The following is a 24,549-nucleotide window of genomic DNA, read 5'->3' on the forward strand; positions in this document are numbered from 1 at the left end:
TGCACGAACTCGCACAACACCCGCTCGTGAGAGAGTAAGGTTTACACGCCTCTGCAAGGTCTCGTCGCGTATGTCAGAGACGGTACTCCTCGTCGGCGGCGGCGGCCGCGAACACGCCATCGCTCGGTCGCTGGCCGACGACGTGACGCTGTACGCCTGTGCGAGCAACCGCAACCCCGGCATCGCGTCGCTCGCGGCGGGGTTCGAGACGGTCGGTGAACGCGACGCCGACGCCATCGTCGCGTACGCCGAAGACGTGGGCGCTGACCTGGCGGTCATCGGGCCGGAGTCGGCGCTGGAAGCGGGCGTCGCAGACGCCCTCGACGACGCCGGCGTCTACACGTTCGGCCCGCGTGCCGAGGAGGCTCGCATCGAGACGGACAAGGCGTTCCAGCGGGAGTTCCTCGACGAACACGACATCCCCGGCAACGCAGACTTCGCGACGTTCGACGCCGCGGAGGCGGCCGCCGAGTACGTCGAGAACTACGACGGCGACGTGGCGGTGAAGCCGGTCGGGCTCACCGGCGGGAAGGGCGTCCGCGTCACCGGCGACCAGTTGACGACGGAGGCGGCCGTCGAGTACATCCTCGACGCCGAGTGGGACGAGTGGGTCATCGAGGAGCGACTCATCGGCGAGGAGTTCACCGTGCAGGCGTTCGTCGCCAACGGCGAGGTGCGGACGACGCCCGCCGTCCAGGATCACAAGCGCGCCTACGAGGGCGACGAGGGCCCCAACACCGGCGGAATGGGGAGTTACACCGACACGGGGATGACGCTCCCGTTCATGACCGACGCCGACTACGAGGCGGCTGTCGACACCATCGAGGCCGTCGTCGACGCCCTCCCCGACTACAAAGGCGTCCTCTACGGCCAGTTCATGCTCGGGGCCGACGGCCCGAAGGTCGTCGAGTTCAACGCCCGCTTCGGCGACCCCGAGGCGATGAACACGCTGCCCGTCCTCGACACGCCGTTCCTCGACGTACTCACGGCCGCGCGTGACGGCGATGCGCTGCCCGACCTGGCGTTCGCCGAGGAGGCGACCGTCTGCAAGTACGCCGTCCCCGCGGGCTACCCGGTCGAACCCGAGGCGGGCGCACGCATCGAGGTAGACGAGTCCAGCGTCGGTGACGCGCTTCTGTACTACGCCAGCGTCGACCAGCGCGAGGACGGTCTGTACACGACCACCTCGCGGTCGTTCGCGGTCGTCGGCCGTGGCGACTCCATCGCCGACGCGGAGGCGAAAGCCGAGTCTGCCCTCTCGATGGTCGAGGAGGGGTTCCACGTCCGCCACGACATCGGCACCGCGGAGTTGGTGCAGTCGCGCATCGACCACATGGCCGAGTTGCGCGGCGAGTAGACGGCGTCCGACGCACGAGATTAATACCCGCCGCCGCCGACGATGCTGGTGTGAGTTCCGACGACGCCAACCGACCGGCGAGCGAGGACGGCCCGCCCGCCCGGTACGACCGCCTCGAACGGCACGCGACGCCCGGCGGCCACAACTCCCTGCGCTACTGGACGGACGCGAAGTCGCCGCTGACGGTGGCGGTGAACTACCTCGTCGTCTGGCTGATCCGCATCTCACCGAGTCTCCGACTCAAGACGCGGCTCCTGCGACTGCTGGGAGCGACCGTCGGCGACGGCGTCTCGTGGGGGCTGGAGGCGACGCCAGACGTGTTCTGGCCCGAGCGAATCACGCTCGGTGACGACGTCATCGTGGGCTACGACTCGGTGTTGCTGTGCCACGAGTTCCTCCAAGACGAGTACCGCCTCGGCGATATCGTCGTCGGCGACCGCGCGATGTTAGGCGCGAACGTCACGGTCTTGCCGGGGGTCCACATCGGCGCGGACGCGCAGGTCGCAGCGAACTCGCTGGTCGCCGACGACGTGCCTGCGGGTGTGACGGTCGCGGGCGTGCCAGCGAAACCGGTGGACCGCGACGAAAAAGACGACTGAGCCGAACACGCCGGCCGCGAAACGAACTGCCGCCTACTGAGTGCTAGTTACTGGTCGCGGATGCGGACGATGCCCTCGGTGAACGCTCGTCGGTTCGGGACGACGTACTCTGCGCCGTCGCTCTCGACGTGCGTGACGAACACGTTCACCTCTTGGACGACGCCGTCGGTGTCGCCGATGCGGACGCGGTCGCCGATGCTGTACGGTTCCTGCAACAGGAGGTAGAAGCCGGCGGCACCCGAGGCGAGCAAGTCACGGAACGCGAGTGCGCTGAACAGCACCAGCGCGAACCCGTACGTTCCCAAGAGGACGACGAGTGCGACGGTGTCGACGCCGACCTGCCCGAGTGCGACGAGGGCGGCGACGAAGATGACCGACCACTTCGCGAGCATCGGGACGACGCCCGCCTGCGGGAGTTTCACGCCGCGCAGGCGGTCGTTGATCAGGAGTTCGACCTTATCGCCGACGACGAGACCGACGATGAGGACGAAGACAGCGAGAAACAGCGCGGGGAGGAGTTCTGCGGCCCGATTCCAGAACGTCGAGATGTAGCGGACCTGCGCGATAGTGAGCGCCACGATGACGCTCAGGATGAAGATGAAGTACCCCGAGAGGTTCGCGACCAGCGAGACGGTCGACGTGCCGAACTCGCGGGCCGTCCGCTCGAAGGCGGTCCCCTCGATGGTCTCGGGGACGCCCGCACCCTTGAGGAGGCGTCGGTTCACCTGCACGACGAGATAGCCGAGGACGAGGCCGAGCAGTAGGACGCCGAACGCGAGCCAGATTCGTGCCGGAAGGCTCGTCAGCGCCGACCAGATGGTGTCGGTCGGTGTTTGCATTGGAACCTGGACGGTTACGAGCGACGGCGCGTGCTGACCGGCCTGCGAGAGGAGGGCGGGGGACATCCGTCAGTACTCCTCCGGGTCGAGTTCGAGGACGAGTGACCCGCCCTTGAACGCCCGAACGAGACCGTCCGACTCCGAGAGGACGATGGCGATGGCGTTGGTGTCGCGCGTGATCGCGCCGCCGGCCATGTGCCGTGCGCCGAGTCCCTTCGGAATGTCGACGCCCTCTGCGCCCGGTTCGAGGTAGCGGTACGCCGAGACGATCTTTCCGGAGTCGGAGATGACGAACGCGCCGTCGAGTCGCGAGAACTCCTTGAGCATCACGTTCACGATGGGGTCGCCGACGTGGACGTGGCTCTTCTCGAAGGGGTTGTAACTCAGCGGGCGCGACTTGTTCATCACCTTCCCCGCGTCGCCGACGACGAACAACGCCCCGACGGGCTTGCCCTTCTGTCCCTTCTTCCCGAGTTCGATGGCGACCTCGAACACGTCGCGGACGACGTTCGGGTCCGCTCGGGAGTTGGCGAACAGGTCGTAGATGCCCGAGTGCATCGACTCCGTGACCGGCGTTCGGATGACGCCGTCGATGGGGTCGCCGAACACGCCGACGGCGCACGCCACCACGTCGCCTTCCGCACAGAAGCCGTGGTCCATCGCACCTTCGATGCCGAACCGGATGCGGTCGCGGACGTTGTCGAACTCCAAGGGGAGTTCGACGTACCGTTCGGCGTCGTGGTCGTCTTCGGGGGCGACCACGACGACGGGTTCGTCGTCGACTTCTCGGAAGTCGTCGTACGTCGAACCGGTGGGCGAGAACAGGAACACCTCGTCGACGTCCGCGACAAGGTCGGTGAGGAGGTCGGCCGAGGTAGTCATTGGTCAAACGTTTCGCGGCGCGTTCATATCGTTTGCGGCATCGTCATACGATTGTCTTGCGATCGGTGGTGAATCTAGTCGGGACGAACGCGTTCACAATCTGGACGAAATGGCTACTTACAGACGTTCCATCCGTCCGGTGATGGAGGTTCAGGGAGGGAACGCAATCTCGACGGTACTCGACGCGTTCGACACCGTCGAAACGACAGAGCCGATGTCGACTGTCGAGGTGGCAATGGCGCTTGGCGTCTCCCGCGGTGTGGCGTACGCGAAACTCGACGCGGCGGCCGACGCTGGACTGCTTGAGAGCAAGAAGTCGCCCGCCGGAAGTCGAATCTGGTGGGCACCGGTTCCGAGAGCGACGACGGTCGGAAGCGAGCGAATGCTGGAGTTGGGGTATCGGTCACGAGCGCTCGCGTCGCCGTTTCTCGGTCTATTCGACCGCGAGTGGACAGACGACGAGAGAGACTCGGCGCAACCGACAGTTCACGCGAGCGTTGACTCGGTCGTCACACTTCGAGACGGGGTGCTCCACTACTACACCGTCCACGGCGTCTCCGCGTCGTCGTGTCTGGAGACGCTCCGGGCCATCGACGGTGTGACCCGCGCGCGGTTGCTCTCCACCGGGGGAGACGTCACCCGCGTCGAGGTTCGACTGGAGTCGGATCGCGTCTCGGAGTTGTTCGCGCGGTTCGACGGGTCGGTCACGCGTGCGGAACTCGTCGACAACGAGGTCCACTTCGTCGGGACCGTTCCCGGGACGGCGAACGTGCGTGCGGTGACCGATGCCGTCGTCGAGGCGGTCCCCGACGCGGAGTTGGTTCGCCAGCGAGTGGCGTACACGCCGCGACTCATCCGCGACATCGTCACCGACGCACTCTCCGAGCAACAACGGGCGTCGCTGGAAGCGGCGTACCACGGCGGCTACTTCTCAGTTCCCAGAGAGAGCACCGGCGCGGAGATTGCGGAGTCACTCGGTGTCACCCGACAGACGTTCAATCACCACCTCAGGCGCGCGGAACTCGCCGTCGTCGACCACTTGTTCTCCGCGACAGCAGAAGACGCACTCTGACGGGTCAGAGCGCATACTTATACTCATCGTGGGGAGGTATTCAGTATGGATGAGAGCCGAGAGCGACTGGGGAAAGTCTCTATCCCCGCGACGACTGAGTTCGATGCTGTCGACAGCATCGAATACGAACCGACTGCGGATTCGTATCGTGTAATACGACGAGCAGCCCACCCCGAGCCGATGGCGTACGCCATCGTCGAGGCGGTCTGTGTCGTCACCGAGCAGACGATGCTGGATATCGAACCGCTTCACAACGCGATCAATCCGGAAGCGCTGGAGACGCTCGTAACGGACGCTGCGTCCGGATCGACCCTCGTGCGGTTTCACTACGCGGGCTGTGAGATCGAGATATCCGGAAGCGGCGAGATAATCGTGCGTGCGATACGCGATCAGCAGACGTCCTGATCACCTAGCTGGATCCGCCAGGATTCGGGGTCGGTGACGTCCTGTCCGGCGAGTTCCCACGTCCCTGCTGCCTCCACGTCACCGCTCGCCGGCCGAACGACCGACGTCGTCGACTTCGAGACGTACGACAGCGGGAACGTGTCGTCTGCACGGAATCCCAGCCCGCGGAGCACAGACTCCGGCATCGTCTCGGCACCGCATTTTATCACGTCGACGTCTGACGCGTCCGAAACGACCGCCGAGAGCAACGCTTCGTAGCTCTCCTCGGGCGCAGACCCGTCGACCGGAAGCACGTCCAACACAGACACCTTCTCTAGGTCGCCCGACTCGCGTGCGACGACGACCGCAGCAACCGCGTCGCCGTCGCGGTCAGCGACGTACGTCGTCGTCTCCCAGCGCGGATTCTCGAACCGCCACCCGTAGAACGCGGCGTCTCGGCGCACGTGAATCTGCTCGGGAACCGACCGCTGATACAACTCGATGAGCGTCTCGACCGGAATCTGCTCGTGTCGGCTGACCGTCCACGAGTCGGCGGCAGATCCGTTGCGAAGCGACAGGAATCCCTTCAGCAGCGGTGACCCGGTGTACCCGAGTGCGCGTTGGAGTGTCGCCGTCGCGCCGGACGCGGAGGTGGCGCCGACGAGCGCCGAGGCGTCCTGAATCCGATAGTACGCCGGCATTCTGCCGAGCACCTGCCAGCCGAACGATTCGAGCCCGGGCAGGATGGCCTCCGACGGGAAGTTGAAGTACAGGTCGGGGCCGTTCTCGTCGTACCGTTCGAGGAGTGCCTCCGTCATCCGGCTGAACAGTCCCTGCCGCCTGTACTCCGAGTGAACCATCCAGTCCGCCGGCTGGTACGCCAGGACCGTCTCCTCGCCCGCGGCGAGTCGGAACACGAGACACGGTTCCGCGCCGACGATGGCGCCGTCCTGTTCGACGACGACGCCGGGGACGTCGTCAACGTAGGGGTTGTCTCCGAACCGCCAGTCGAACCACGCGGCGTCCTTCCGCGTCCCCCAGACGTCTTCGTAGAGGTCGAGGAACCCGCCTCTGTCGGCAGGTTCGAACGGGCGAACAGTGGGTTGCTCGGCCTCGCGACGATGCTGTTGGGGAGACTGGTTCGCCGATTGCATTTGTCGGTACGTATCTGGAAACTACCCTTGTAACAAACGCCCTAACGTGTCGAATAAACGACTAGTCTGGTCTCAGTCTATCCACTAGTCGTGTGAGATAACTGCAAGACGAGAGTGGTATCACAGTGACTAACAGTTGGCGAGGCTCGTCACAGTTGGAAAACGACCGTGTGAAGACACACACGGCAGGGTCTCGCGGGAGACGGAAGGCTCGGATGCGACTCCACTCGTGGGTCGCTCCGCTCTCTGTTCGTCGTTCAGCGACGTTCACTGACGCTCGCGTCTCTCACTGCGCGGGACCGGATTCGAACCGGCGGACCCCTATGGGACAGCGTCCTAAGCGCTGCGCCGTTGGCCTGGCTTGGCTACCCGCGCTCGCCACTACCTTCCGCGATTTTCCGTAAGTACCTGTCGGACCGGGGCGAGCGTTTATCACCGGCGACGGCCGACGAGTATCCGTGTACCGCGCCAGCGACGAAGTGCAAAACGAGGAGTGGCTTGCGCGACTCCAGCAGGCCGCAGAGTCGCTGGAGTTGTCGGCGGAGGCGCGCTCGAACGCGACCGATCTGTTCTTGTCGGGTGTCCCCGAGTCCGACCGATCGAAGCCCGCGATGGCGGCGGCGGCGCTGTACGCGGGCGCACTCATCGCCGGCGACGAACGCCCGCAGACTGCCGTCGCCGAGGCGATGGACGTCACTCGACTGTCGGTGCAACAGCACTGGAAAGCCGTCCTCGAGGACGCTGGATTCCGTCCGCCGACGTGGTAGCCACGGAGACGACCGACACTCACTCTGTCACGAGGCGATACGCGAGCAGCGCCAGCCCTGCGAAGCCGACGAGCTGGCCGCTCACGAACAGCGCTCCACCGACGTACGCGAGGAGGCTTCCCGGGTCGCGGCCCGCGACGCGGATCGCTTGATAGCCGAGCAACAGCGTGACGACGCCGACGAGAAGCAGTTGCGTCGCCCGCGACCGGCGCGCCAGCCACCCGACCAGTCCCGTCGCAGCGCTGTGGTCGCCGTCGACGCCCATCTCACTCCGTGGGCGGCGTCGTCCCGCGTCCCTCGCGGTCGGGCGTGAGGTTCCCGTGGCGGTCGATTTCGCCTTTGACGATCCGGGTCGAGGAGATGCGGTCGCCGTCCTCCGCAGGGACGTGGTCGACGACCTCGATGCGGAGGCTCGGGAGGCCCTTCTGCTCACGAATCTCGTTGACGCGTTCGCCGCCCGACTGCGTCTCCGGCGAGACGATGAGCGCGTCGAAGCCGGGTTCGATCGCGATACCGGTCGGTTTGGTGAGTTCTCTAACCTCGTACTCGCGGTCGTGTTTGGCCGCGAGCGGCGCTAACTCTTCCTCGAGGTCGCGCTTTCGCTCGTCGAACGGGCGGACGTACCGATCCGTGTGGCGCGTGGCGGGGGCCAACTCGTCGGAGGTGAGGCCGACGGTGAGGTCCCCGAGTTCGAACGCACGCTCGAAGAGCGCACGATGGCCGTCGTGGACCGGATCGAATGTCCCACCCAGCGCGACGTTCATACCCGCCGGTAGAGGCCCCGGGTAGTAAAAGCGACGTTACCAGGTGTCGATTCTCTCGTCGTCGACGCTCGACGACTTACCTGTCGTCCTCGTCGAACGCCGTCTCCACGGAGATGCGAACCGGTTCGTCGGTGTCCGTCCCGCCGTCGCCGCTCAACTGCGCGTCGAGGTTGAACACGGTGTTCAACTGGTCTTGGACGTCGCCGATGGCTCCCTGTACGAGATTGGCGGGTTCGATGGCCTCGTACTCGTAAGGGTTGTTGCCCGCGCCCGACGCCTCCCGTTTGGTGCGGGTGACCATCTCCTCGCCGTGGAGTTCCGCCAGCGCCTCGCGGACCGTACTCGGGTACAGTCCGGTGCCGTCTGCGACCTCCTCGCTCGTCGACGCGGGGTGTTTACGCAGATAGACGTAGATGCGTGCCCGCGTCTCCGTGTCCAACAGCCACGAGAGCAGGTCGACGATTCGCTCGTCCACCTCCTGTGTGAACTCGCTCGCCTCCTCTTCCAACCGCTCTGCGGCCTCCGTGAGGTCTGCCCGAGTCGACTCCTGGCCGATGCGGTCCGAGTCCACACCGTCTTCAGTGGGGTCATCTGGAGCCATATGTCCTATTTCGGTGGTCAGAACTCCTCAGTAAAAATACCGTCGCTGGTTCCGGGTTCTGTGCCTGCAGTCGAGCGGTTTCGACGGACCGGCAGGGCCGCTAGGCTCCGTGTTCGTCGAGCAGGAGGTCCCGACAGAGCGCGTCCAACCCCTCACGATCGCGGATGCGTCGCTGCCGGGTCGAGCCAGGTTCGCGGTCGAGGAGGAAGCGCGGCCCCTCGATGCCGAGTCGGTCGCAGTCGCGTTCGACCGCCGTCGCGAGGTCGACGACCGACTCGCCGTCGCGGTCGACGAAGTCGGCGTCGTGGCCGTGGCGCATCGCTCGCCACTTGTTCTCGTCGAGGAGTTCCCGTCGGAGCGACTCCGTCGACGCGGGGGTCGTACCGGCGTCGGGGTCGGCCTCGTCCTCGTAGCGTTCGGCCAAGTCGATCACGAGCGCGTGCACCCACTCGACGAACGCACACACCACGTCCGGGTCGGACTGGCCGTCGGGCGTGCGCACCTCGACGGTGCCGTGGCCAGTGTGGGGGCGCACGTCGAACCACAGTTCGCCGCGGTCCTCGATCGAGCCGTGCTCGACCATCCGGCGCTCGAACTCGCGGTACGCGTCGAAGTCCTCGAACTTCCCAGGAATCCCGGTGTTCGGGAGGTTCTCGAATATCTTGGCGCGGGCGGACTCCATCCCCGTGTCGAAGCCGTTCCAGAACGGCGAGTTCGCAGACAGCGCCAGCATCGGCGGCAGACACCACCGCAGTTCGTTCGCTATCCACGTCGCCTTATCGGCGTCGTCGACGCCGACGTGGACGTGCAGGCCGGCGGTCGTGTTTCGATGCTGCGGGTACTGGATACGGTCCAACTGCGAGCGGTAGCGGGGCTTCTCCGCGTGGTCGAGTTCGCGCCACACCGCCGCCGGGTGGAGTCCCGCACCCGCCACCTGCAGGTCGTACGACGCGGCGTGGTCGACGAGTGCCTCTCGAACCGCGACGACGTGGTCGCGCACCGACCCCGGAGACTCGATGAGCGGCGTCTGCGACTCGACGACGAACTTGAACAGTTCGTGGTCGATGCGTCCCGCGAGCGGTTCTGGTGGCTCGCGGTCGCCGTAGACGAGTTCGTCGCTACCGGCGGTGGGGCGACCGTCCTTGTCGACGACGTAGAACTCCTCTTCGACGCCCAGCGTACCCATCCGGTCGAATGCGGCGGCCGAACCCGTGTCCATCGGCGACGGCTTCGTCGGGGGTCGGTAAATACCTCGGGAAAGCGGTGGGGTCGTGTCAGCGTTGTCAGCAGTCGGCCAGTTACCGGGGCGTCGCGACGACGCCGAGGTGGTCCTCGTGGAAGCGGTCGAGTCGCTGCGTCGCCAGTATCTCGTACGTCTCGCGGAGGTCACTCAGTACCTCGTCGAAGACGGCGTCCGGGGCCGCCGACACGTCCTCCGAGCGGGCCTTGATCGCCATCACGAGTCGGCCGTCGTCCGCGAGGAACTGCGCGTTGCGGGCGGCGACGGTCGCCTGCCCGCGAGTCGCCACGTCTTGCACGAGGAGGTCGCAGTCGGCCTCGACGACGTGCGCGTACGTCTCCGGGCGGCGGGCGTCTTTCAGCAGCGGGAACAGTCGCGGGCGCGTCTCACAGGCGTCGAGGAGGTCACGCACGGGACGCGGCGAGAACTCGACGGCGTAGGTGGGCCCGGCGACGTCCGCGACGTGGCTGACGGTCGTCCCGTTGGCCGCACCGAGGTACAACACGGTCTGGTCGGCCGCGAGGCCGGTGTCCATCCCGAGTTCGAGCATCCCGCCGACCTTCGAGCGACTCGGGTCCCACACGCGCCACTCGCCGTCCGTCGGTTCGCCGTACACCGGTGTCCCGCGCGTACACAGGCGTTCGCGCCCGTCAACCTCGCGGCGTTCGACGCCCGTCGGGAGCGTGCCGCCGTCTGCGGCAACGCCGTTCGCGCCCGCCTCGCGGTCGGCCTCACGCATCGTCGGCACCTCCCTCATCGTCGTCGGCACGGGCACGGATAGTCCGCATCCGTTCCTCCAACTCCGCCTCCAGTTCGGGCCGGTAGTCGCCGGAGTAGTGGTCGATGCGCGCGGCGATAGTCAGTTTCCCGGCCAGCGCACGCGAGGCAGACCCGCGGTCTTCGGGCCGGGTGCCGCGGACGTACTCGTGGGTGTAGATGACGCCGTGTTTCGGCGAGGAGCCGTGGCCGCGCAGGTGCGCGAACAGGGCGTCCTCCGCGCCCAGCACCTGCAGGGTGCCGGAGGGCTTCTTCGCGAGCGTCTCGAGGCCACCCGCAAGCGAGATGAGTCGCGCCGCCAGCACCGGCCCCGCGAGCGCCGAGAGGTTGGGTGCGACCACGGGTGCGCGCGACTCGATGAACGCCTCCAACTCGTCGGACTCGTCGTCGAGGTCGACGACTCGTCGGGCCAGTGAGACGACTCGCTCCTCGGCCGGTCCCTCGGGGTCGCGGGCCGCGACAGCGCGACAGCCCTCGACGCCGGTTCCGGCGTCGGGGAACAGCGTCCCCGCCCACTCGGAGGCGCGTTCGGCGAGTTCGTTCGCGACGCGGTCGGCGTCGTCCATCGCGCGGACCGCGTGCAGCAGTTGCCTGTCGTCCGCGCGTTCGCGTTCGTCGACGGCCGCGCGGGCGGCCTCGACGGTCGCCTCGCGCAGTCGCTCGTAGTAGTCGTCTTCGTCGGCCGCGAACCCGGCCTCGACGGCCTGCGCGGGCCAGTCGGCGGGCGCGTCGGCCGACCCTTCGCGGATGCGGTCGACCGGCGACTCGTCGTCGCCGGCGAACCACGCCGTCGACTCGGCGTCGTCTGTGGTCATACCACCTCGTTCCGGGCCACCGTTGATGAGCGTTCTCACCGCTGGTCGTCGAAGTACCCCTCCAATCGCGCCGATATCGTCGTCCCTATGACCACCCCGCCTGTCCGCCCGTCTATGCAAGAGCAGGTACTCGACGAGGAAGCGCCGTCCGTGGGCGAACTCACGCCGCCGCCGCGGACGCTGATGGGGCCGGGACCGAGTGACGTTCACCCGCGCGTGCTTCGCGCGATGAGCACCCCCCTCGTGGGCCACCTCGACCCCTCGTTCATCGAGATTATGGACGAGACGCAAGACCTCCTACGGTACACGTTCCGTACCGACAACCAGTGGACCATCCCCGTGTCGGGAACCGGGTCGGCGTCGATGGAGGCGGCCATCGGCAACCTCGTCGAACCGGGCGACACGATGCTCGTCCCGACGAACGGCTACTTCGGCGGGCGGATGGCCGAGATGGCGCGCCGCGCGGGCGGCGACGTCGTCACAGTCGACGCTCCGTGGGGCGAACCGCTCGACCCAGTCGACGTGCAGGCGGCGTTCGACGAGCACCAGCCAGACGTGTTCGGGTTCGTCCACGCCGAGACGTCGACCGGCGTTCGCCAACCGAACGTCTCGGAACTGACCGACATCGCCCACGCGCACGACGCGTACGTCATCGCCGACTGTGTCACCTCGCTCGGCGGCGTCCCGCTGAAGGTCGACGAGTGGGGTGTCGATGCCGCCTACTCCGGACCGCAGAAGTGTCTCTCGTGTCCGCCGGGTGCGTCGCCGCTCACGCTCAACGACCGCGCGATGGACAAGGTGCTCTCTCGCGAGCAACCCGCGCGCTCGTGGTATCTCGACCTCTCGCTGCTGGAGGGATACTGGGGCGAGGAACGCGCCTACCACCACACCGCACCGATCACGAACGTCTACGCGCTTCGAGAGGCGCTCCGACTCGTCGCCGAGGAAGGCATCGAGGCACGCTGGCAGCGCCACCGCGAGACAGCAGGTGCGTTGAAGGCGGGCGTCGAGGCGATGGGGCTGGAACTCAACCCCGAGGACGACTACTGGCTGCCGAGCCTCAACGCCGTGCGCGTCCCCGCGGGCGTCGACGACGGCGCGGTCATCTCGGATCTGCTCGACGGCTACGACCTCGAAATCGCGTCCGGCCTGGGCGACCTCGAGGGCGACATCTTCCGGATCGGCTGCATGGGTCACTCTGCACGCCCCGCGAACGTCTCGTTGCTCGTCTCCGCGCTGGGCGAGACGCTTCGCGACCACGGTGCCGACGTCGACGTCGGCGCTGGCGTCGAGACGACCGCCTCGCGACTGTAAGCGTCAGACAGGGGTGCTCACTCCCGGCCACCAAACCGAAGTGGGCGGCGGGACCACGTCGCCGTTGCTATGGACGAGGTACTCGAAGCGGCGGAAGTGGTCGCCGATTCGGAACTGGAGGGGGCCGTCATCTGGCTGTTACGGGTGATCGGTATCCTGGTGCTCCTCGCGGGGGCCGGGTTGTGGCTGTTCACTGAAGCCACCCTGCTGTGGCTCCCGGCGATAGCAATGGTCGTCGGACTGCTCCTCATCACGATTCCGAGCATCCTCCTCCAACTGCTGGAACTGTTCGCCTGACGCGACGGGTATCGGCGACCTGCCTACTGTTTTTTCACATCGGCGAACCAACAGTACAGGCGTGTACGAAGACATTCTACTGGCGACGAACGGCGGTGTCGCGTCGATGCGAGCGACCGAACACGCGCTGGAACTGGCGGCCGACCGCGCCCAGTTGCTCGACGACCTCGACGTGGCGGTGGCGCGGGAAGCGACGGTGCACGCCCTGTTCGTCGTCGACGAGGCTGCGATCACGACCTACTCGGGCGACGAGTACGTCGACGGCCACGAGGGACCGGAGTACGGCTTCGAGGACCTGGGGGAAGAGACGCTCGAAGCCGTGCGCGAGCGAGGCGACGCACAGGGCGTCTCGGTCGAGACGCACCTCCGCCACGGCATCCCCGAGGAGACGATTCTGGATGTCGCCGACGAGATAGACGCCGACCTCATCATCGCGGGGAGTCAGCGACGCCCCGACGAGTACCGGATGCTCGTGGGGAGCGTGACCGAACGCGTCGTCCGCGCGAGCGACCGTCCGGTGCTGGTGGTGAAGACGCCGGTCGACGAACGCGGCGAACCGATCGAGTGATCCGTCCGGCGACCGCGACGCGATCCGCCGCTACCACTCGGTGAGCGCGCCCGCGCCGTGGTAGTGGCGCAACACGCCGAGGAAGGTGAGCGCCCCGAGGACGGCGAACGCGCCGCCGACGAAGAACACCCACTCCATCCCGACGTTGCCCATCAGCCACCCGGCCGCGACAGGAGCGATGACCGACCCGGGCCGCCACACGAGTTCGCGAATGCCGAAACTGGAGGCGACGCCGTCGCCGTCGCTGCCCTCGTCGGCGAACAGCGCCATACTCGCTGGTTCGCGGAAACTGTCGGCGATTCCGAGCCCCGCGTTGAGTAAGAGAAGCGGGACGAACGCCGCCGACACCGCACCGAGCAGTGGGAGCGTCTCGGGGAGCCCGAGCGCTCCGCCGACCATCGGCGTGAAGGGGACGAGGACGGCGACGAGTCCGTACGCGCCGCCGCCGACGAACACGAACAGCGAGCGTCCGCGAGCGTCCGAGAGTCTGCCTGTGAACGGTTGGAGCAACATATTCGTGAATTTCTCGGAGACGGTGATGACGGAGACGGCGAACGCCGGCATCGCGAGGCCGCCGCTGGCGGCCGCGTAGCCCGCGAACACAGGGATCCAGTTACGAACCATCATCACAGCGACGGAGTACTGCGCCCGGAAGGAGGTGAGCGTGAGGATACGGCGGTTCAGCGCGAGGTCGGTGAACGGGAAGCCCTTCACGGTCGTCTCGTCGGCCGACAGCAGAAGCGCGGTACCGAGGAAGGTGATCACGTAGAGGCCGGTGATGAGGAGAAACAGTTCACGCGACCCGCCGAAGTAGTCGTAGAGGAAGCCCGCCGAGAGACCGCCGATGATCGACGCTGCGAACGACGCAGCGTTGGCCTTCCCGATGTGGTTGGCACGGCTCTGTTTGGTCGCGAGTTCGCCGACGAGGCCGAGCGTCATCAGGCCCATCCCGGTGAAGACGATGCCCTGCATCCCCCGCACCGCCAGCAAGCCGGCGTTGTCTGAGACGACGCTGAACGCGCCGTACGTCGCGATACCGACCGCGAGCGTCCCGAGGAGAACGAGGCGTTTGTCGTAGCGATCGCCCGCCCACGCCAGGGGGACGACGGCGGCGGTCTGTGCGAGCGTGTACGCCGTGTACAACAGGCCGAACGCGACGCCGTCGATACCCAGATCCGTGGCGATCTTCGGGAGGACGATGATCAGGGCGATACTCCCGAACCCGCCCGCGAACCGCGAGAGATACAGCGTCCAAAATTGGAGACGCGATGCAGAGGAGTCGGTCACACGTCCGGCTTCGAGGGGTCCGTCAAATGCCCGTCGCATCGCGTCGCGCACCGCGGCCGTGTGCGTCGCCAGCGCCGAGTGACCACCGTGACTTTGTGTCCGCCCGGTGTCGTCTCGGTATGGTAACTGTCCTCGACACCTACATCGAGAACCGCGAGCGTGTCCAGCCGGACGACACTAACAACTACGACACCGCCCACGGGGGCAACGTCGCCAAGTGGATGGACGAGGTGGGTGCGATGTCGGCGATGCGACTCGCCGGCAACCCCTGCGTCACCGCGAGCATCGACCGCCTCGACTTCGAGCGGCCGGTCCCACGCGGTGACACCTGCGTGATCGAATCGTGGGTGTACGCGACGGGTCGGACCTCGGTTCGCGTCCGTCTCCGTGCGTTCCGCGAGACGCCCGAGACCGGCGAGCGAGAGCAGACGACGGAGGCGACGTTCGTGTTCGTCGCACTCGATGAAGACCGCTCGCCGACGCCGGTCCCCGACGTGGAGGTGGAGACGGAGCGTGGCGAGCGACTGCGTGCGGCGGGACTGGACGCGGAGCCAGAGTCGTAGTCGCCAGTACAGTCACCGCGTCCGGGTGAAGTGTCGACGGCGGCAGGCTTATGATTCTGAGGTCAAAGTGAGGGTAGTGACAGAGCCACGCCCGCCGCAGGTGCTCCCCGAAGAAGTCGTCTGCGCTTCGACGCACGGAGAGTACACGCTCGTCGTCGCGGGGCCACCGTCGGCACTCGGTGAGGAGTCCTCGGGCGTCGGCGACGCCATCGTCGGCGACGGCGGGTGCTGTTCGACGTTCTTCCGCGGGTTCGTCGAGACAGACCTCGACGTGTGTCCGGAGTCGAGCGACCTGCGATTCGAACACGAGGTGTGGGGACCTCGCGACGGGTGGCTCTCGTTTACCACCGAGCAGACGTTCCTCGGTGGGCCGGACGACCCCGAAGACGTGATGGGGACGGTGCGGGCGCTCTCGACCAGAGTGCGGGCGTTGGAAGCGGCACGGCGGTAGGGTGGTAGAGCGGTAGGACGGTTCACTCTGCCACCGAGAAGCCGACCACGCCATCCCCGAGGCTCGTCCGTTCGAGACAACCGGGAGTCCATTCACACGGCGATTTTGGCTCTGCGAAGCAGTTGCGCGTTAACGGCGACGATAACCGTGCTCAGCGACATCAGCACCGCGCCGACAGCGGGTGAGAGTACGAAGCCCACCGGCGCGAGCAGGCCCGCTGCGAGCGGGAGCGCGAACACGTTGTAGCCGGCGGCCCAGACGAGATTCTCCCGCATCTTCCGGTAACTGGCGCGACTCAACCGGAGGAGGCTCACCACGTCGCGAGGGTCGTTGTCGACGAGGACCACGTCCGCCGACTCGACGGCGACGTCAGTCCCGGAGCCGATGGCGATGCCGACGTCCGCACGGGTCAACGCGGGGGCGTCGTTGACGCCGTCGCCGACCATCGCGACCGACCTCCCGCCCGCCTGCAACTCGGCAATCTTCTCGTCTTTGTCACCCGGCAAGACCTCGGCGAAGTACGTGTCGATGCCGAGTTCGGCCGCGACGGCGCTGGCGACGTCTGCAGAGTCACCGGTCAGCATCGCCACCTCGACGCCCATCGCGTGGAGCGCGTCGACCGCCTCGCGGCTCTCCTCGCGGACCACGTCGGCGAGGGCGACCGCTCCGACGGTCGCTTGGCCGGAGACGAGATACACCACGCCCTGTCCGCGAGACCCTGCCGTCTCGGCGAAGGCCGCGAGGGGAGCGTCGGCTTCGATCCCGAGGTGACGGAGGAGGTTCGGCCCGCCGACGTAGACAGTCGCGCCCTCCGCTTCGGACGATTCGTCGGGAATCGGAACCGCGTCGACGTCGACGGTGGCACGCACTCCACGACCCTCGAGCGCTTCGAACTCCCGTGCGGTATGGACAGCGAGGCCCCGCGACTGCGCCTCCGCGCGGATGGCTTCCGCGATCATATGCTCGGAGTCGCTCTCGACGGCCGCCATCGTCGCGAGGACGTCGGCGTCGGTCCACCCGTCCGTCGTCGCGACGTCGACGACGCCCTGTTCCCCCTTCGTCAAGGTCCCCGTCTTGTCGAAGACGACCGTGTCGAGCGTCCGCGCCTCCTCCATCGCGATCCGGTCGCGGATGAGGATGCCGTTGCGTGCCGCCAGCGACGTGTTGATCGCGACGACGAGCGGGACGGCCAGTCCAAGCGCGTGTGGACACGCGATGACCAACACCGTGACGACTCGCTCGACGACCGCGAAGCCGAACCCCTCGGCGAGCGTCCACGCGACGGCCGTGACCGCCGCAACGCCGAGCGCCGCGTAGAAGAGCCAGCCTGCGGCCCGGTCGGCCAGGAGTTGCGTCCGGGACTTGCTTCGCTGTGCGTCCTCGACGAGTCGCACGATCCCGGAGAGCGTCGTCTCCTCACCCGTCGCAGTCACGCGGACTCGGAGGCTCCCGCTCCGGTTCGTCGTCCCACCGATCACCTCGGCTCCGGGCGACTTCTCGACCGGCTTCGACTCGCCGGTGATCAGCGCCTCGTTGACGGCCGACGTTCCCTCCTCGACGACGCCGTCGGCTGGGACGTTCGCTCCCGGTCGGACGAGCACGACGTCACCGGCCGAGAGGTCGGCGACGGCGACCTCCTCAGTCTCGCCTGATTCACCGACCCGCTCGGCGGTGTCGGGCATAAGGGCGGCGAGTTCGTCGAGTGCCCCCGACGCGCGGCGGACGCTGCGCATCTCGATCCAGTGGCCGAGCAGGAAGATGACGATGAGCGTGACGAGTTCCCAGAAAAACGGCTCACCCACCCCGAAGACGACGGCCGCGACGCTGTAGCCGAACGCGACGACGATAGCCAACGAGATGAGCAGCATCATCCCCGGCTCGTGGTTTCGGGCCTCGACGGCTCCCATCCGAAGGAACGGCACGCCGCCGTACGCGAACACGACGATGCCGAAGACGGGCGCGACGAACTCGCTTCCGGGGAAGGCGACCGCCGAGAAACCGAGCCACTCCTGCAACGTGGTACTGTAGTAGAGGACGGGAAGCGCGAGCGGGAGACAAACGAGGAACCGGCGTTTGAACATCGCCTCGTGTCCCGAGTGGTCGACCATCGCGCCGTGGTCCCCGCCGTGGTCGTGACCCTGGGCGTGATCGTGGTCCGTGCCGTGGTTACCACCCGAATCGTCGTTGGCTGTCGTGTCGGCGGCGCTCGTCTCACGCGCTATATCAGACTCGTAGCAGGTGCAGACACGGCATCCTGGACAAGTTCGGTCGGTCGGCACGTCGTGCGTCGGCGCCTCGTCGGTCGCGTGACGATGCGAGCCGTGGTCGTCGTTCACGCGCTCACTCCGTCCGTTGGAGTCGCTCTCGGCGGCGGTCGAACTCCTCGTCCGAGAGGTCTCCGCGGGCGTACGCTCGCCGGAGTTCTTCGATCGCGGCGTCCCGTGCGTCCTCAGTACGCCGGAGGCTCCTGTAGACGACGTAGCCGCCGACGGCGACGAGCGCGAGCGGAACGAACCACAGGACCAGCCACAGCCACGACCCCGTGGTTCCCATCTGCCCCCACATTCCGGCGTCGCCCATGTGTCCCCACCCCCACAGCCCCATCATCGGCATCATCATCGTCATACTGAGCAGGGGGAGGAGGACGAGTGCGGCGAGGACGATCACGAGTGGTCGAACGAGTGTATCGGTCTGGGTCATGGTGGTGCTGAACGACTCCGTCGCCCGCGACGTCTGTCTCGGGGCCGGTTGTCGACAGAGAGATACGGTGGGCCAGCGTTTGTCACTTTCCCTTACAGTTTCAAACTCGTCACAGCGGTGGAGCAATCGCTGGACGGAGTCCAGCCCTCGACGATCTCACACCCGTCGCTGGCTCGCCAGGCCGGTCGTTCGGCTTGGATCGTTCTGTTGTCGGCCGAGTCTCCTTTGTATCGAAGGCGAATCCGGGCATCTACCCAAATCGTGTAAAGGGAAACAGAGGGATGTGGTTCCGGCAGTCGTCCCCGTATGCGGACGGCACTCATCCGGTTGCGACGCCACAGATATGCTGGCCAGTCGAGGCAACAGGCCGTAGAACGGTCGCAACGGATGGACAGCGGACGCGTCGCTCACCGTTGTTGTGCCACGAGAGATACGGGCTTGGAGGGAGTTGAACCACGGTCGGACGTACTCGCTCACTCCGTTCGCTGCGTGCGACCTCCCTGCTTCAACGCCCTCGGACGACCGGCAGTCGGCGCGGTTCCTCGAACGGTTCGCTTCGCTCGCCGTTCTCGGTACAGTGCGCCTCGAAAAGCGGGCTTGGAGGGAGTTGAACCCCCGACCGACGGATTAAGAGTCCGTCGCTCTCCCTGACTGAGCTACAAGCCCTTGCGTTCCATACGAGCGGGGGTACGCTAAAATGCCTTCCGTTTTCGCCGACGGCGTGGGCGTGAACGAACATCACCGCTTAAGTGGCGGCCCGCCGGACGTTCTCTCATATGAGCACCGGGGTCACCGTCTCTTCGATGTCGACGTACGCGATTCTCGGGTGCGGGAGCGTCGGCCACGCGGTCGCCGACGAGTTGACCGAAGAGGAGAAAGACGTGTTGATCCTGGACAAAGACGAGTCCCGCGTGGAGGCGCTTCGCGACCAAGACCTCAACGCGAAGATTCAGGACATCGCAGACGACGACGTCGTCGAGGCGGTGGCCGACCGCGACGTAATCCTCATACTCTCGTCGGACGTGGACGCGAACAAGGCGGCCGTCCGCGCCATCCGCGACCGCGGGAGCGACCAGTACATCGTCGTCCGCGCCTCCGACCCCGTCAGCGAGGACGAACTCGCGGATTTGGGTGCCGACGTCGTCATCAACCCCTCGACGGTCATCGCCGACTCCGCGCTTCGCTCGCTGGAGTCGGGCGAGTTGGAGTACAAGGCCCGCCAACTGGCGGACATCCTCCGCGACACGACGGGGAAACTCGCCATCCTCGCGCACGACAACCCCGACCCCGACTCCATCGCCGCGGCGGTCGCATTGCAGGCTATCGCCGCCGAGTTCGACGTTGAGGCGGACATCCTCTACGACGGCGAAGTCGGGCACCAAGAGAACCGCGCGTTCGTCAACACGCTGGGTATCGACCTGCACGCACGCGACGACGCCCAACCCCTCTCGCAGTACGGCGCACTGGCGCTCGTCGACTACGCCGACACCGGCGGCAACGACATCGATGCCGAGGTCGACGTGTACATCGACCACGACGAACCGGAGACGCCCATCGACGCCGTCTTCACCGACATCCGCAAGAACGTCTCCGCCACCTCGACCATCCTCACGAAGTACCTCCAGGAGTTCGACCTCTCACCGGGCGAGACGGTTGCGACCGCTCTTTTGTACGGCATCCGTGCGGAGACGGTCGACTTCAAGCGCGACACCACCCCTGCGGACCTGACGGCAGCGGCGTACCTCCACCCGTTCGCCAACCACGACACCCTCGAGGACGTGGAGTCGCCGAGTATGAGCCCCGAGACGTTGGACGTCCTCGCGGAGGCCATCCAGAACCGCGAGGTCCACGGCAGTCACCTCATCTCCAACGCCGGGTTCGTCCGTGACCGCGAAGCGCTGGCGCAGGCGGCCCAACAACTGCTCAATCTGGAGGGCATCACCACCTCCGCCGTCTTCGGCATCGCCGACGACACCATCACGCTCGCCGCCCGCTCGAAGGACATCCGCATCAACATCGGGAACGTCCTCCGCGACGGCTTCTCGGACGTCGGCGAGGCGGTCGGCCACTCCAAGCAGGGGAGCGCTGAGATTCCGCTGGGCCTGTTCACGGGCATCGAGACGACTGAATCCAACCGCGACACCCTGCTCGCACTCTCGGAGGAGGCCGTCAGGAAGAAACTGTTCGACGCGATGGGCGTCGAGAGTTCGCCCGGCGCGGGGTCGGGCGAGTCGGGCAACGGGTCGTAGACGGGCGTCAGGCAACGACGCCGACCATCGCTGACAGCCTGTTCTCAGGAGATATCCCGACTCGTGTCGACCGCGACGCGGTCGGTGAGTTTGAGTTTCAGTGGGCCGTCGAGTGCCGCGCCGCCGCGGGATTTCGTGACGTACAGTCGATTCTCGACCGCCATCGGCGTCGTCCGCACGTCGAGCAACCAGACGCCGTCGACGCGGTGGAGCGTTCTGGTCCGACCAGCCGTCGCCGTCGGCGGGGTCGGACAGAACAGATAGCCAGCACCGTTGGCGTCGTGGACTGCCCGCTTCGCGGCGTCGAGGACCGCTCGCTGGTCGGGCGTGTCGAGTTCTTCGATGCCAACCAACGGCGTGACGACGAGCGTACCGCCATCGGGGACACGCGAGAATATCTGATCCGGGCTTGCCGCGAGCGACTCGGGGTTGACCTCGACGACCGCCGTCCCCTCGGGATACGGTTCCTCGACCTCCGCTTTCGGTCGTGCGAGCGTGACGACGAGCGTCTCTGCGGTGGTCGCTGCCGCCTCCAGCAACAACTCTGCGCTCGATCCCACCGGTGCGACGAGCGCCGTCACTGACCCGACCGGAACGCCGCCGTCGAGTTCTCGGTCGAGCGCCTCGATCCCTGTCGAGTGCACTCTACGCGAGTGCTTCTTCGTCTTCCGTCTCGTCTTTCAGCCGTTCGATCGTATCGTTGACGAGGATGACGTCGCCGACGGCGCGAACCCAGCGGTAGGGCAACATCACGCCCTTCCCGGGGTCGACCCGGCCGGCGAACAGTTCGTCGCTAAGCTGTGATAGCGCGAGCCCCGTGACCGCCTGCGAATCTAGGTCGAGGCGCACGTCCTCGACTTCCCCCACGAAGACCCCGTTGTTCGAGTACACTTCTCTCCCGACGAGAGTCGTAATCTCTTGCGGGGTCGCGTCAGCGTCCATACCGACGCGAAGGGTACGCCGGGTCTTAAAATCCTTCCTCGCGGTCTCACGCCCGTCTGACGCCGGGCACACGCGCTACTCCGATGGGGCAATCGCCTCGACGGGATGCTCGGTCGGCGACCCCAGCAACGCGTCCAACTGCTCACAACAGGAGGTTCCCGACGCCAGCACGCGGTCGGCGTCGCCGAACTGCTCGACCAGCGGTTCGCCCACGTCCATCGACAGGTCGTAATACTGCGACTTGTAGCCGAAACTCCCAGCCATCCCGCAACACTCCGTCTCGCTGGTCGTCACCTCGTAGCCGAGACGGTCGAGGACCGCGACGGTGTGCGCCTCTAGGTCGAGCGTCCGCTGCTGGCAGTGGGCGTGATACGATACCGCCGCGCCGCTGTCGTCGTCGTCGCCGTGTGTCAGTCCTGCCGGATCGGCCCCGTTCTCCAAGAGGCCGTACACGTACTCCAGCACCTCATAACAGCCGTCGGTGAGACGCTCGGCATCGGCTTCGGGAACGAGTCGCTCGTACTCGCGGTCGAACGCCGCCAGGTCACTGGGTTCGATCACGACCACGTCGCGCCCGCGTTCGATCTCCGGGAGCAGGGCATCTCGACACCGCTCGGCCTTCTCGCGAGCGGTCTCGACCATTCCCTGCGACAGCGGTGCGCGCCCGCTCCCGACGGCGGCCGACGACGGGACGTGCACCCGGACGCCGAGTGCTTCGAGCGTCCGGACCGCCGCTTTCCCGCGGTCGACGGCGACGTGGTTCGTATAAATGTCCGGGTAGAGAACCGCCTCCCGCCGAGCCATCGTCTCGGGGACGCGCGGGCCGCCCCGGGCGTCGAACCAGTCCACGAGTGTCTCCCGCTGGAATCGTGGTAACTCCCGCTCGCTGGCGACGCCGAGGAAGCGGTCCATCGCAGCACGCACAGGACCGAGATTCGCCGTCCAGTTCGACAGCGGCGCGGTTGCGCTCCCCAGTCGCGCCAGCGTCTCGAAGTTGCCGAACAGGCGCTTCGCGGGGTCGAGGCCGGCGGGTTCTGCGTCGGGCGTGAGGCCGTCCACGAGGAAGTCGAGGCGTCCGGGGTCTGCGCCGCGGTTGATCCGGTCGCGGACGACCGTGTTGATCCACGGAATGTCTATCCCGACCGGACAGGCGGGGACACACCGGGAGCATCCGGTACACAGGTCGTTGAACTCGGCGGCGGTGTCGAGACCCTCGACGCCGGCTTCCCATCCGGTGGCGATACCGCCGGAGTACGTCTCGCCGCCGAAGGCGTGGCCGCCGACCGACTGGAAGTTGCCACACGAGTTCGAACACGCGCCACACCGGATGCAGTACAACGTCTCGCGGAGGTCGTCGTCCTCGCGCATCGCCAGTCGGCCGTTGTCGACGAGGACCAAGTGGAACTCGCGGTCCGGGTGAGCGTCGGTCGCGCCGTCGCCGGTGGCGGTGCCAGCGTCGGCGATTGGTGACCCCGGGTCGTCGAACTCGACGGGCGGCGACGCGACGGGCGGCGTCAACAGCGAGACGTAGGAAGTGATGTCCTGTCCGGTCCCCGAGCGACCGATGAGTTCGATAAACGGTGCGAGGTCTTCGACCGTGGGGACCACCTTCTCGACGCCGGCGACGGCGACGTGGGTGTCTGGGACGACCGCCGTCTTGCGCGCGTTGCCCTCGCTGGTCACGAGTGCCAGCGTCCCCGAGTCGGCGGTGAGGAAGTTCGCGCCCGTGACGCCAACGTCGGCCTCGCGGATGTCTTCGAGGAGTCGGGCGCGAGCAAAGCGCGTGAGTTCCTCGGCCGTCTCCAGCGGTTCCTCGGGGTCGAACCGTTCGTTGAACAGTTCGGCGATGCCCTCGCGCGACTTGTGGATGGCGGGGCCGACGATGTGGCTCGGCGTCTCGTCGGCGAGTTGGAGCACCCACTCGCCCAGGTCCGTCTCGGTGACGCGTGCGCCGTCGGCCGCAAGCGCGTCGTTCAACTCCAACTCCTCGGTGGTCATCGACTTGCTCTTGACGACGTTGCCGCCGTCGACGACCTCTCGAACGTACGCGTTCGCGTCGGCGGCATCGGCGGCGACGTAGAGGTGACCGCCGTTGGCCTCGACGGCTTCGCGGAGGTCGTCGATCAGGTCTGGTAGCCGTTCGATAGCGTCCTCTTTGATCGCTCGTGCCTCGGATTTCAGGTCGTCGTACGCATCCAGATCAGCCGTCGAGTCGTACCGCCCCTGGTTGAATCCGCGCGTGTTCTCTCGCACCGCCTCGCCCTCGGTGTCGAGGAGGTGGCGTATCTTCGCGGCCGTCGCCGCACGCGAGTCGGGCTTACTCATCGGCCGCACCCCCGGTCGCGTCGGCGCCGACCCCTCGTTCGGAGTCGGCGTCATCTTCCACGAGGACCACGTCTACCTCGCGCGGGCCGTGGGCACCGATCACCAGGTCGCCCATATCGGCCGTCGCGGAGGGCCCTGTCGCGAGGACGGCGCTTGCGCCGTCGCGGAGGCGGCCGCCGAGGTGGGCGACCGCCTCGGACATCCCCGGCACGACGTCGCTGGCACGGACAACGACGACGTGGCGTTCGGGGAACAGCGAAACTGCTTCGCTCCCGGCGGCGTCCGACTCTAAGGCGACCGTCCCGTAGTCTGCGATCGCGAGCGTCGCCGCGGTGACACCCGTGTTCGCGGCGTCGAGGTCGGCGGGCGTGGGGTCGACGGCGACGGACTCGGGGAGGGACAGGTCCCACGGCAGTCGGACGCCGACGGCGGGCGGGTCGAGGAGGTCGGCGACCGTCTCGGTCACCGCCTCCGGCGCGACGCGATGGACGGTCGCGTGGTGGTGTTCGACGTTGTCGACGAACGCCGCGAGGGTGTCCGCACTCATACACGAGCCTGTGGTCCGCCCTCGCTTGTGTGTTGTGCTACCACATCGAATCAAA

General features: G+C 66.9%; 27 protein-coding genes and 2 tRNA genes. 11 read left to right on the forward strand and 18 right to left on the reverse strand.

Translation table 11 applies throughout. The features are described from left to right. The first annotated feature begins 70 nt into the window (after positions 1 to 70). Together purD and P0D77_RS08850 are read left to right on the forward strand one after the other, a co-directional pair. Positions 71 to 1,357, forward strand: a complete 1,287-nt coding sequence (gene purD, locus P0D77_RS08845) for a phosphoribosylamine--glycine ligase (RefSeq protein ID WP_277552610.1) — start codon at positions 71 to 73, stop codon at positions 1,355 to 1,357. A gap of 50 nt (positions 1,358 to 1,407) precedes the next feature. Further along, positions 1,408 to 1,956, forward strand: coding sequence for an acyltransferase (locus tag P0D77_RS08850; RefSeq protein WP_277552612.1), 549 nt, complete (start codon positions 1,408 to 1,410; stop codon positions 1,954 to 1,956). 47 nt (positions 1,957 to 2,003) lie between these two features. Here the strand turns inward: P0D77_RS08850 and P0D77_RS08855 are convergent, their stop codons facing one another. Next, a complete protein-coding gene (locus P0D77_RS08855) occupies positions 2,004 to 2,795 on the reverse strand; it encodes a mechanosensitive ion channel family protein (protein ID WP_277555770.1) in 792 nt (263 codons plus the stop codon). Positions 2,796 to 2,864: 69 nt separating this feature from the next. Then, on the reverse strand, positions 2,865 to 3,677 hold the full coding sequence (dacZ, locus tag P0D77_RS08860) for a diadenylate cyclase DacZ (RefSeq protein WP_277552614.1): 813 nt from the start codon (positions 3,675 to 3,677) through the stop codon (positions 2,865 to 2,867). 142 nt (positions 3,678 to 3,819) lie between these two features. Between dacZ and P0D77_RS08865 the strand changes: the two genes are divergently transcribed. Continuing rightward, positions 3,820 to 4,749, forward strand: coding sequence for a bacterio-opsin activator domain-containing protein (locus P0D77_RS08865; RefSeq protein ID WP_277552616.1), 930 nt, complete (start codon positions 3,820 to 3,822; stop codon positions 4,747 to 4,749). 45 nt (positions 4,750 to 4,794) lie between these two features. Then, positions 4,795 to 5,154: a HalOD1 output domain-containing protein gene (locus P0D77_RS08870; protein WP_277552618.1), complete on the forward strand. Its 360-nt coding sequence runs from the start codon at positions 4,795 to 4,797 to the stop codon at positions 5,152 to 5,154. Here the strand turns inward: P0D77_RS08870 and P0D77_RS08875 are convergent. Continuing rightward, on the reverse strand, positions 5,139 to 6,287 hold the full coding sequence (locus P0D77_RS08875; protein WP_277552619.1) for a GNAT family N-acetyltransferase: 1,149 nt from the start codon (positions 6,285 to 6,287) through the stop codon (positions 5,139 to 5,141). The two genes, P0D77_RS08870 and P0D77_RS08875, sit on opposite strands and share 16 nt — an antisense overlap. Before the next feature lie 290 nt (positions 6,288 to 6,577). Beyond that, positions 6,578 to 6,662, reverse strand: a tRNA-Leu gene (locus P0D77_RS08880). 83 nt (positions 6,663 to 6,745) lie between these two features. Here P0D77_RS08880 and P0D77_RS08885 point away from each other — a divergent pair. Beyond that, positions 6,746 to 7,054 carry a transcription initiation factor IIB family protein gene (locus P0D77_RS08885; protein WP_277552621.1) on the forward strand — a complete coding sequence of 103 codons (309 nt, stop codon included), beginning with the start codon at positions 6,746 to 6,748 and terminating at the stop codon, positions 7,052 to 7,054. Between the two features lie 19 nt (positions 7,055 to 7,073). Here P0D77_RS08885 and P0D77_RS08890 read toward each other — a convergent pair whose 3' ends face one another. The 6 genes from P0D77_RS08890 to P0D77_RS08915 form a co-directional block, all read right to left on the reverse strand. Beyond that, positions 7,074 to 7,319 carry a hypothetical protein gene (locus tag P0D77_RS08890; protein ID WP_277552623.1) on the reverse strand — a complete coding sequence of 82 codons (246 nt, stop codon included), beginning with the start codon at positions 7,317 to 7,319 and terminating at the stop codon, positions 7,074 to 7,076. A 1-nt stretch (position 7,320) separates the two neighbouring features. Beyond that, on the reverse strand, positions 7,321 to 7,818 hold the full coding sequence (locus tag P0D77_RS08895) for a phosphopantetheine adenylyltransferase (protein ID WP_277552624.1): 498 nt from the start codon (positions 7,816 to 7,818) through the stop codon (positions 7,321 to 7,323). A 76-nt stretch (positions 7,819 to 7,894) separates the two neighbouring features. Then, positions 7,895 to 8,419: a helix-turn-helix domain-containing protein gene (locus P0D77_RS08900; protein ID WP_277552626.1), complete on the reverse strand. Its 525-nt coding sequence runs from the start codon at positions 8,417 to 8,419 to the stop codon at positions 7,895 to 7,897. A 100-nt stretch (positions 8,420 to 8,519) separates the two neighbouring features. Beyond that, positions 8,520 to 9,638 (reverse strand): glutamate--cysteine ligase, encoded by a 1,119-nt coding sequence (locus P0D77_RS08905; RefSeq protein WP_277552628.1) that lies wholly within the window; start codon positions 9,636 to 9,638, stop codon positions 8,520 to 8,522. 79 nt (positions 9,639 to 9,717) lie between these two features. Further along, the gene (locus tag P0D77_RS08910; protein ID WP_277552630.1) at positions 9,718 to 10,398 is read right to left on the reverse strand and encodes a fibrillarin-like rRNA/tRNA 2'-O-methyltransferase; all 681 of its coding nucleotides are present in this window, start codon (positions 10,396 to 10,398) and stop codon (positions 9,718 to 9,720) included. Then, positions 10,391 to 11,251, reverse strand: coding sequence for an NOP5/NOP56 family protein (locus P0D77_RS08915; RefSeq protein WP_277552632.1), 861 nt, complete (start codon positions 11,249 to 11,251; stop codon positions 10,391 to 10,393). The genes P0D77_RS08910 and P0D77_RS08915 overlap by 8 nt, the downstream gene beginning before the upstream one ends. Positions 11,252 to 11,365: 114 nt before the next feature. Between P0D77_RS08915 and P0D77_RS08920 the strand changes: the two genes are divergently transcribed. From P0D77_RS08920 to P0D77_RS08930, 3 genes are all read left to right on the forward strand, one after another. Then, on the forward strand, positions 11,366 to 12,565 hold the full coding sequence (locus P0D77_RS08920) for a pyridoxal-phosphate-dependent aminotransferase family protein (RefSeq protein WP_277552633.1): 1,200 nt from the start codon (positions 11,366 to 11,368) through the stop codon (positions 12,563 to 12,565). A gap of 69 nt (positions 12,566 to 12,634) precedes the next feature. Continuing rightward, positions 12,635 to 12,862 carry a hypothetical protein gene (locus tag P0D77_RS08925; RefSeq protein WP_277552634.1) on the forward strand — a complete coding sequence of 76 codons (228 nt, stop codon included), beginning with the start codon at positions 12,635 to 12,637 and terminating at the stop codon, positions 12,860 to 12,862. A 61-nt stretch (positions 12,863 to 12,923) separates the two neighbouring features. Next, positions 12,924 to 13,430 carry a universal stress protein gene (locus tag P0D77_RS08930; RefSeq protein WP_277552636.1) on the forward strand — a complete coding sequence of 169 codons (507 nt, stop codon included), beginning with the start codon at positions 12,924 to 12,926 and terminating at the stop codon, positions 13,428 to 13,430. A gap of 30 nt (positions 13,431 to 13,460) precedes the next feature. On the opposite strand, the gene P0D77_RS08935 is transcribed toward P0D77_RS08930, so the two are convergent. Continuing rightward, positions 13,461 to 14,756: an MFS transporter gene (locus tag P0D77_RS08935; RefSeq protein WP_432764794.1), complete on the reverse strand. Its 1,296-nt coding sequence runs from the start codon at positions 14,754 to 14,756 to the stop codon at positions 13,461 to 13,463. Positions 14,757 to 14,836: 80 nt separating this feature from the next. Between P0D77_RS08935 and P0D77_RS08940 the strand changes: the two genes are divergently transcribed. Both P0D77_RS08940 and P0D77_RS08945 read left to right on the forward strand, forming a co-directional pair. After that, positions 14,837 to 15,280 (forward strand): acyl-CoA thioesterase, encoded by a 444-nt coding sequence (locus P0D77_RS08940; protein ID WP_277552640.1) that lies wholly within the window; start codon positions 14,837 to 14,839, stop codon positions 15,278 to 15,280. Between the two features lie 76 nt (positions 15,281 to 15,356). Beyond that, positions 15,357 to 15,731: a hypothetical protein gene (locus P0D77_RS08945; RefSeq protein WP_277552642.1), complete on the forward strand. Its 375-nt coding sequence runs from the start codon at positions 15,357 to 15,359 to the stop codon at positions 15,729 to 15,731. A 92-nt stretch (positions 15,732 to 15,823) separates the two neighbouring features. Here the strand turns inward: P0D77_RS08945 and P0D77_RS08950 are convergent, their stop codons facing one another. The 3 genes from P0D77_RS08950 to P0D77_RS08960 all read right to left on the reverse strand — a co-directional run bounded on the left by P0D77_RS08950 (position 15,824) and on the right by P0D77_RS08960 (position 19,097). Continuing rightward, complete coding sequence (locus P0D77_RS08950; RefSeq protein ID WP_277552644.1) at positions 15,824 to 17,839, reverse strand: heavy metal translocating P-type ATPase; 2,016 nt, start codon at positions 17,837 to 17,839, stop codon at positions 15,824 to 15,826. A gap of 232 nt (positions 17,840 to 18,071) precedes the next feature. Beyond that, the gene (locus P0D77_RS08955) at positions 18,072 to 18,431 is read right to left on the reverse strand and encodes an SHOCT domain-containing protein (RefSeq protein WP_277552648.1); all 360 of its coding nucleotides are present in this window, start codon (positions 18,429 to 18,431) and stop codon (positions 18,072 to 18,074) included. A 592-nt stretch (positions 18,432 to 19,023) separates the two neighbouring features. After that, a tRNA-Lys gene (locus P0D77_RS08960) sits at positions 19,024 to 19,097 on the reverse strand. A 110-nt stretch (positions 19,098 to 19,207) separates the two neighbouring features. Between P0D77_RS08960 and P0D77_RS08965 the strand changes: the two genes are divergently transcribed. Next, the gene (locus P0D77_RS08965; protein ID WP_277552650.1) at positions 19,208 to 20,680 is read left to right on the forward strand and encodes a DHH family phosphoesterase; all 1,473 of its coding nucleotides are present in this window, start codon (positions 19,208 to 19,210) and stop codon (positions 20,678 to 20,680) included. 44 nt (positions 20,681 to 20,724) lie between these two features. Here P0D77_RS08965 and P0D77_RS08970 read toward each other — a convergent pair whose 3' ends face one another. The 4 genes from P0D77_RS08970 to P0D77_RS08985 all read right to left on the reverse strand — a co-directional run bounded on the left by P0D77_RS08970 (position 20,725) and on the right by P0D77_RS08985 (position 24,494). Then, positions 20,725 to 21,324 carry an RAD55 family ATPase gene (locus tag P0D77_RS08970; RefSeq protein WP_277552652.1) on the reverse strand — a complete coding sequence of 200 codons (600 nt, stop codon included), beginning with the start codon at positions 21,322 to 21,324 and terminating at the stop codon, positions 20,725 to 20,727. 1 nt (position 21,325) lies between these two features. After that, positions 21,326 to 21,622 (reverse strand): PRC-barrel domain-containing protein, encoded by a 297-nt coding sequence (locus tag P0D77_RS08975; RefSeq protein ID WP_277552654.1) that lies wholly within the window; start codon positions 21,620 to 21,622, stop codon positions 21,326 to 21,328. Between the two features lie 75 nt (positions 21,623 to 21,697). After that, entirely contained in the window at positions 21,698 to 23,947 is a 2,250-nt protein-coding gene (locus tag P0D77_RS08980) for an LUD domain-containing protein (protein ID WP_277552656.1), read from the reverse strand. Then, positions 23,940 to 24,494: an LUD domain-containing protein gene (locus tag P0D77_RS08985; RefSeq protein ID WP_277552657.1), complete on the reverse strand. Its 555-nt coding sequence runs from the start codon at positions 24,492 to 24,494 to the stop codon at positions 23,940 to 23,942. The genes P0D77_RS08980 and P0D77_RS08985 overlap by 8 nt, the downstream gene beginning before the upstream one ends. Between the last annotated feature and the right edge of the window lie 55 nt (positions 24,495 to 24,549).

The sequence above is a fragment of the Halobaculum limi genome, from assembly GCF_029490015.1.
GTDB classification, from domain to species: domain Archaea; phylum Halobacteriota; class Halobacteria; order Halobacteriales; family Haloferacaceae; genus Halobaculum; species Halobaculum limi.

Excerpts from the sequence above, each read along its gene's own strand:
- P0D77_RS08865 (WP_277552616.1), top strand. The coding sequence starts at position 3,820 with ATGGAGGTTCAGGGAGGGAACGCAATCTCGACGGTACTCGACGCGTTC.
- P0D77_RS08875 (WP_277552619.1), bottom strand. The coding sequence starts at position 6,287 with ATGCAATCGGCGAACCAGTCTCCCCAACAGCATCGTCGCGAGGCCGAG.
- P0D77_RS08890 (WP_277552623.1), bottom strand. The coding sequence starts at position 7,319 with ATGGGCGTCGACGGCGACCACAGCGCTGCGACGGGACTGGTCGGGTGG.
- P0D77_RS08950 (WP_277552644.1), bottom strand. The coding sequence starts at position 17,839 with ATGGTCGACCACTCGGGACACGAGGCGATGTTCAAACGCCGGTTCCTC.
- P0D77_RS08905 (WP_277552628.1), bottom strand. The coding sequence starts at position 9,638 with ATGGACACGGGTTCGGCCGCCGCATTCGACCGGATGGGTACGCTGGGC.
- P0D77_RS08910 (WP_277552630.1), bottom strand. The coding sequence starts at position 10,398 with ATGCGTGAGGCCGACCGCGAGGCGGGCGCGAACGGCGTTGCCGCAGAC.
- P0D77_RS08925 (WP_277552634.1), top strand. The coding sequence starts at position 12,635 with ATGGACGAGGTACTCGAAGCGGCGGAAGTGGTCGCCGATTCGGAACTG.
- P0D77_RS08920 (WP_277552633.1), top strand. The coding sequence starts at position 11,366 with ATGCAAGAGCAGGTACTCGACGAGGAAGCGCCGTCCGTGGGCGAACTC.
- dacZ (WP_277552614.1), bottom strand. The coding sequence starts at position 3,677 with ATGACTACCTCGGCCGACCTCCTCACCGACCTTGTCGCGGACGTCGAC.
- P0D77_RS08965 (WP_277552650.1), top strand. The coding sequence starts at position 19,208 with ATGAGCACCGGGGTCACCGTCTCTTCGATGTCGACGTACGCGATTCTC.
- P0D77_RS08980 (WP_277552656.1), bottom strand. The coding sequence starts at position 23,947 with ATGAGTAAGCCCGACTCGCGTGCGGCGACGGCCGCGAAGATACGCCAC.
- purD (WP_277552610.1), top strand. The coding sequence starts at position 71 with ATGTCAGAGACGGTACTCCTCGTCGGCGGCGGCGGCCGCGAACACGCC.
- P0D77_RS08985 (WP_277552657.1), bottom strand. The coding sequence starts at position 24,494 with ATGAGTGCGGACACCCTCGCGGCGTTCGTCGACAACGTCGAACACCAC.
- P0D77_RS08935 (WP_432764794.1), bottom strand. The coding sequence starts at position 14,756 with ATGCGACGGGCATTTGACGGACCCCTCGAAGCCGGACGTGTGACCGAC.
- P0D77_RS08975 (WP_277552654.1), bottom strand. The coding sequence starts at position 21,622 with ATGGACGCTGACGCGACCCCGCAAGAGATTACGACTCTCGTCGGGAGA.
- P0D77_RS08900 (WP_277552626.1), bottom strand. The coding sequence starts at position 8,419 with ATGGCTCCAGATGACCCCACTGAAGACGGTGTGGACTCGGACCGCATC.
- P0D77_RS08915 (WP_277552632.1), bottom strand. The coding sequence starts at position 11,251 with ATGACCACAGACGACGCCGAGTCGACGGCGTGGTTCGCCGGCGACGAC.
- P0D77_RS08855 (WP_277555770.1), bottom strand. The coding sequence starts at position 2,795 with ATGCAAACACCGACCGACACCATCTGGTCGGCGCTGACGAGCCTTCCG.
- P0D77_RS08870 (WP_277552618.1), top strand. The coding sequence starts at position 4,795 with ATGGATGAGAGCCGAGAGCGACTGGGGAAAGTCTCTATCCCCGCGACG.
- P0D77_RS08955 (WP_277552648.1), bottom strand. The coding sequence starts at position 18,431 with ATGACCCAGACCGATACACTCGTTCGACCACTCGTGATCGTCCTCGCC.
- P0D77_RS08940 (WP_277552640.1), top strand. The coding sequence starts at position 14,837 with ATGGTAACTGTCCTCGACACCTACATCGAGAACCGCGAGCGTGTCCAG.
- P0D77_RS08895 (WP_277552624.1), bottom strand. The coding sequence starts at position 7,818 with ATGAACGTCGCGCTGGGTGGGACATTCGATCCGGTCCACGACGGCCAT.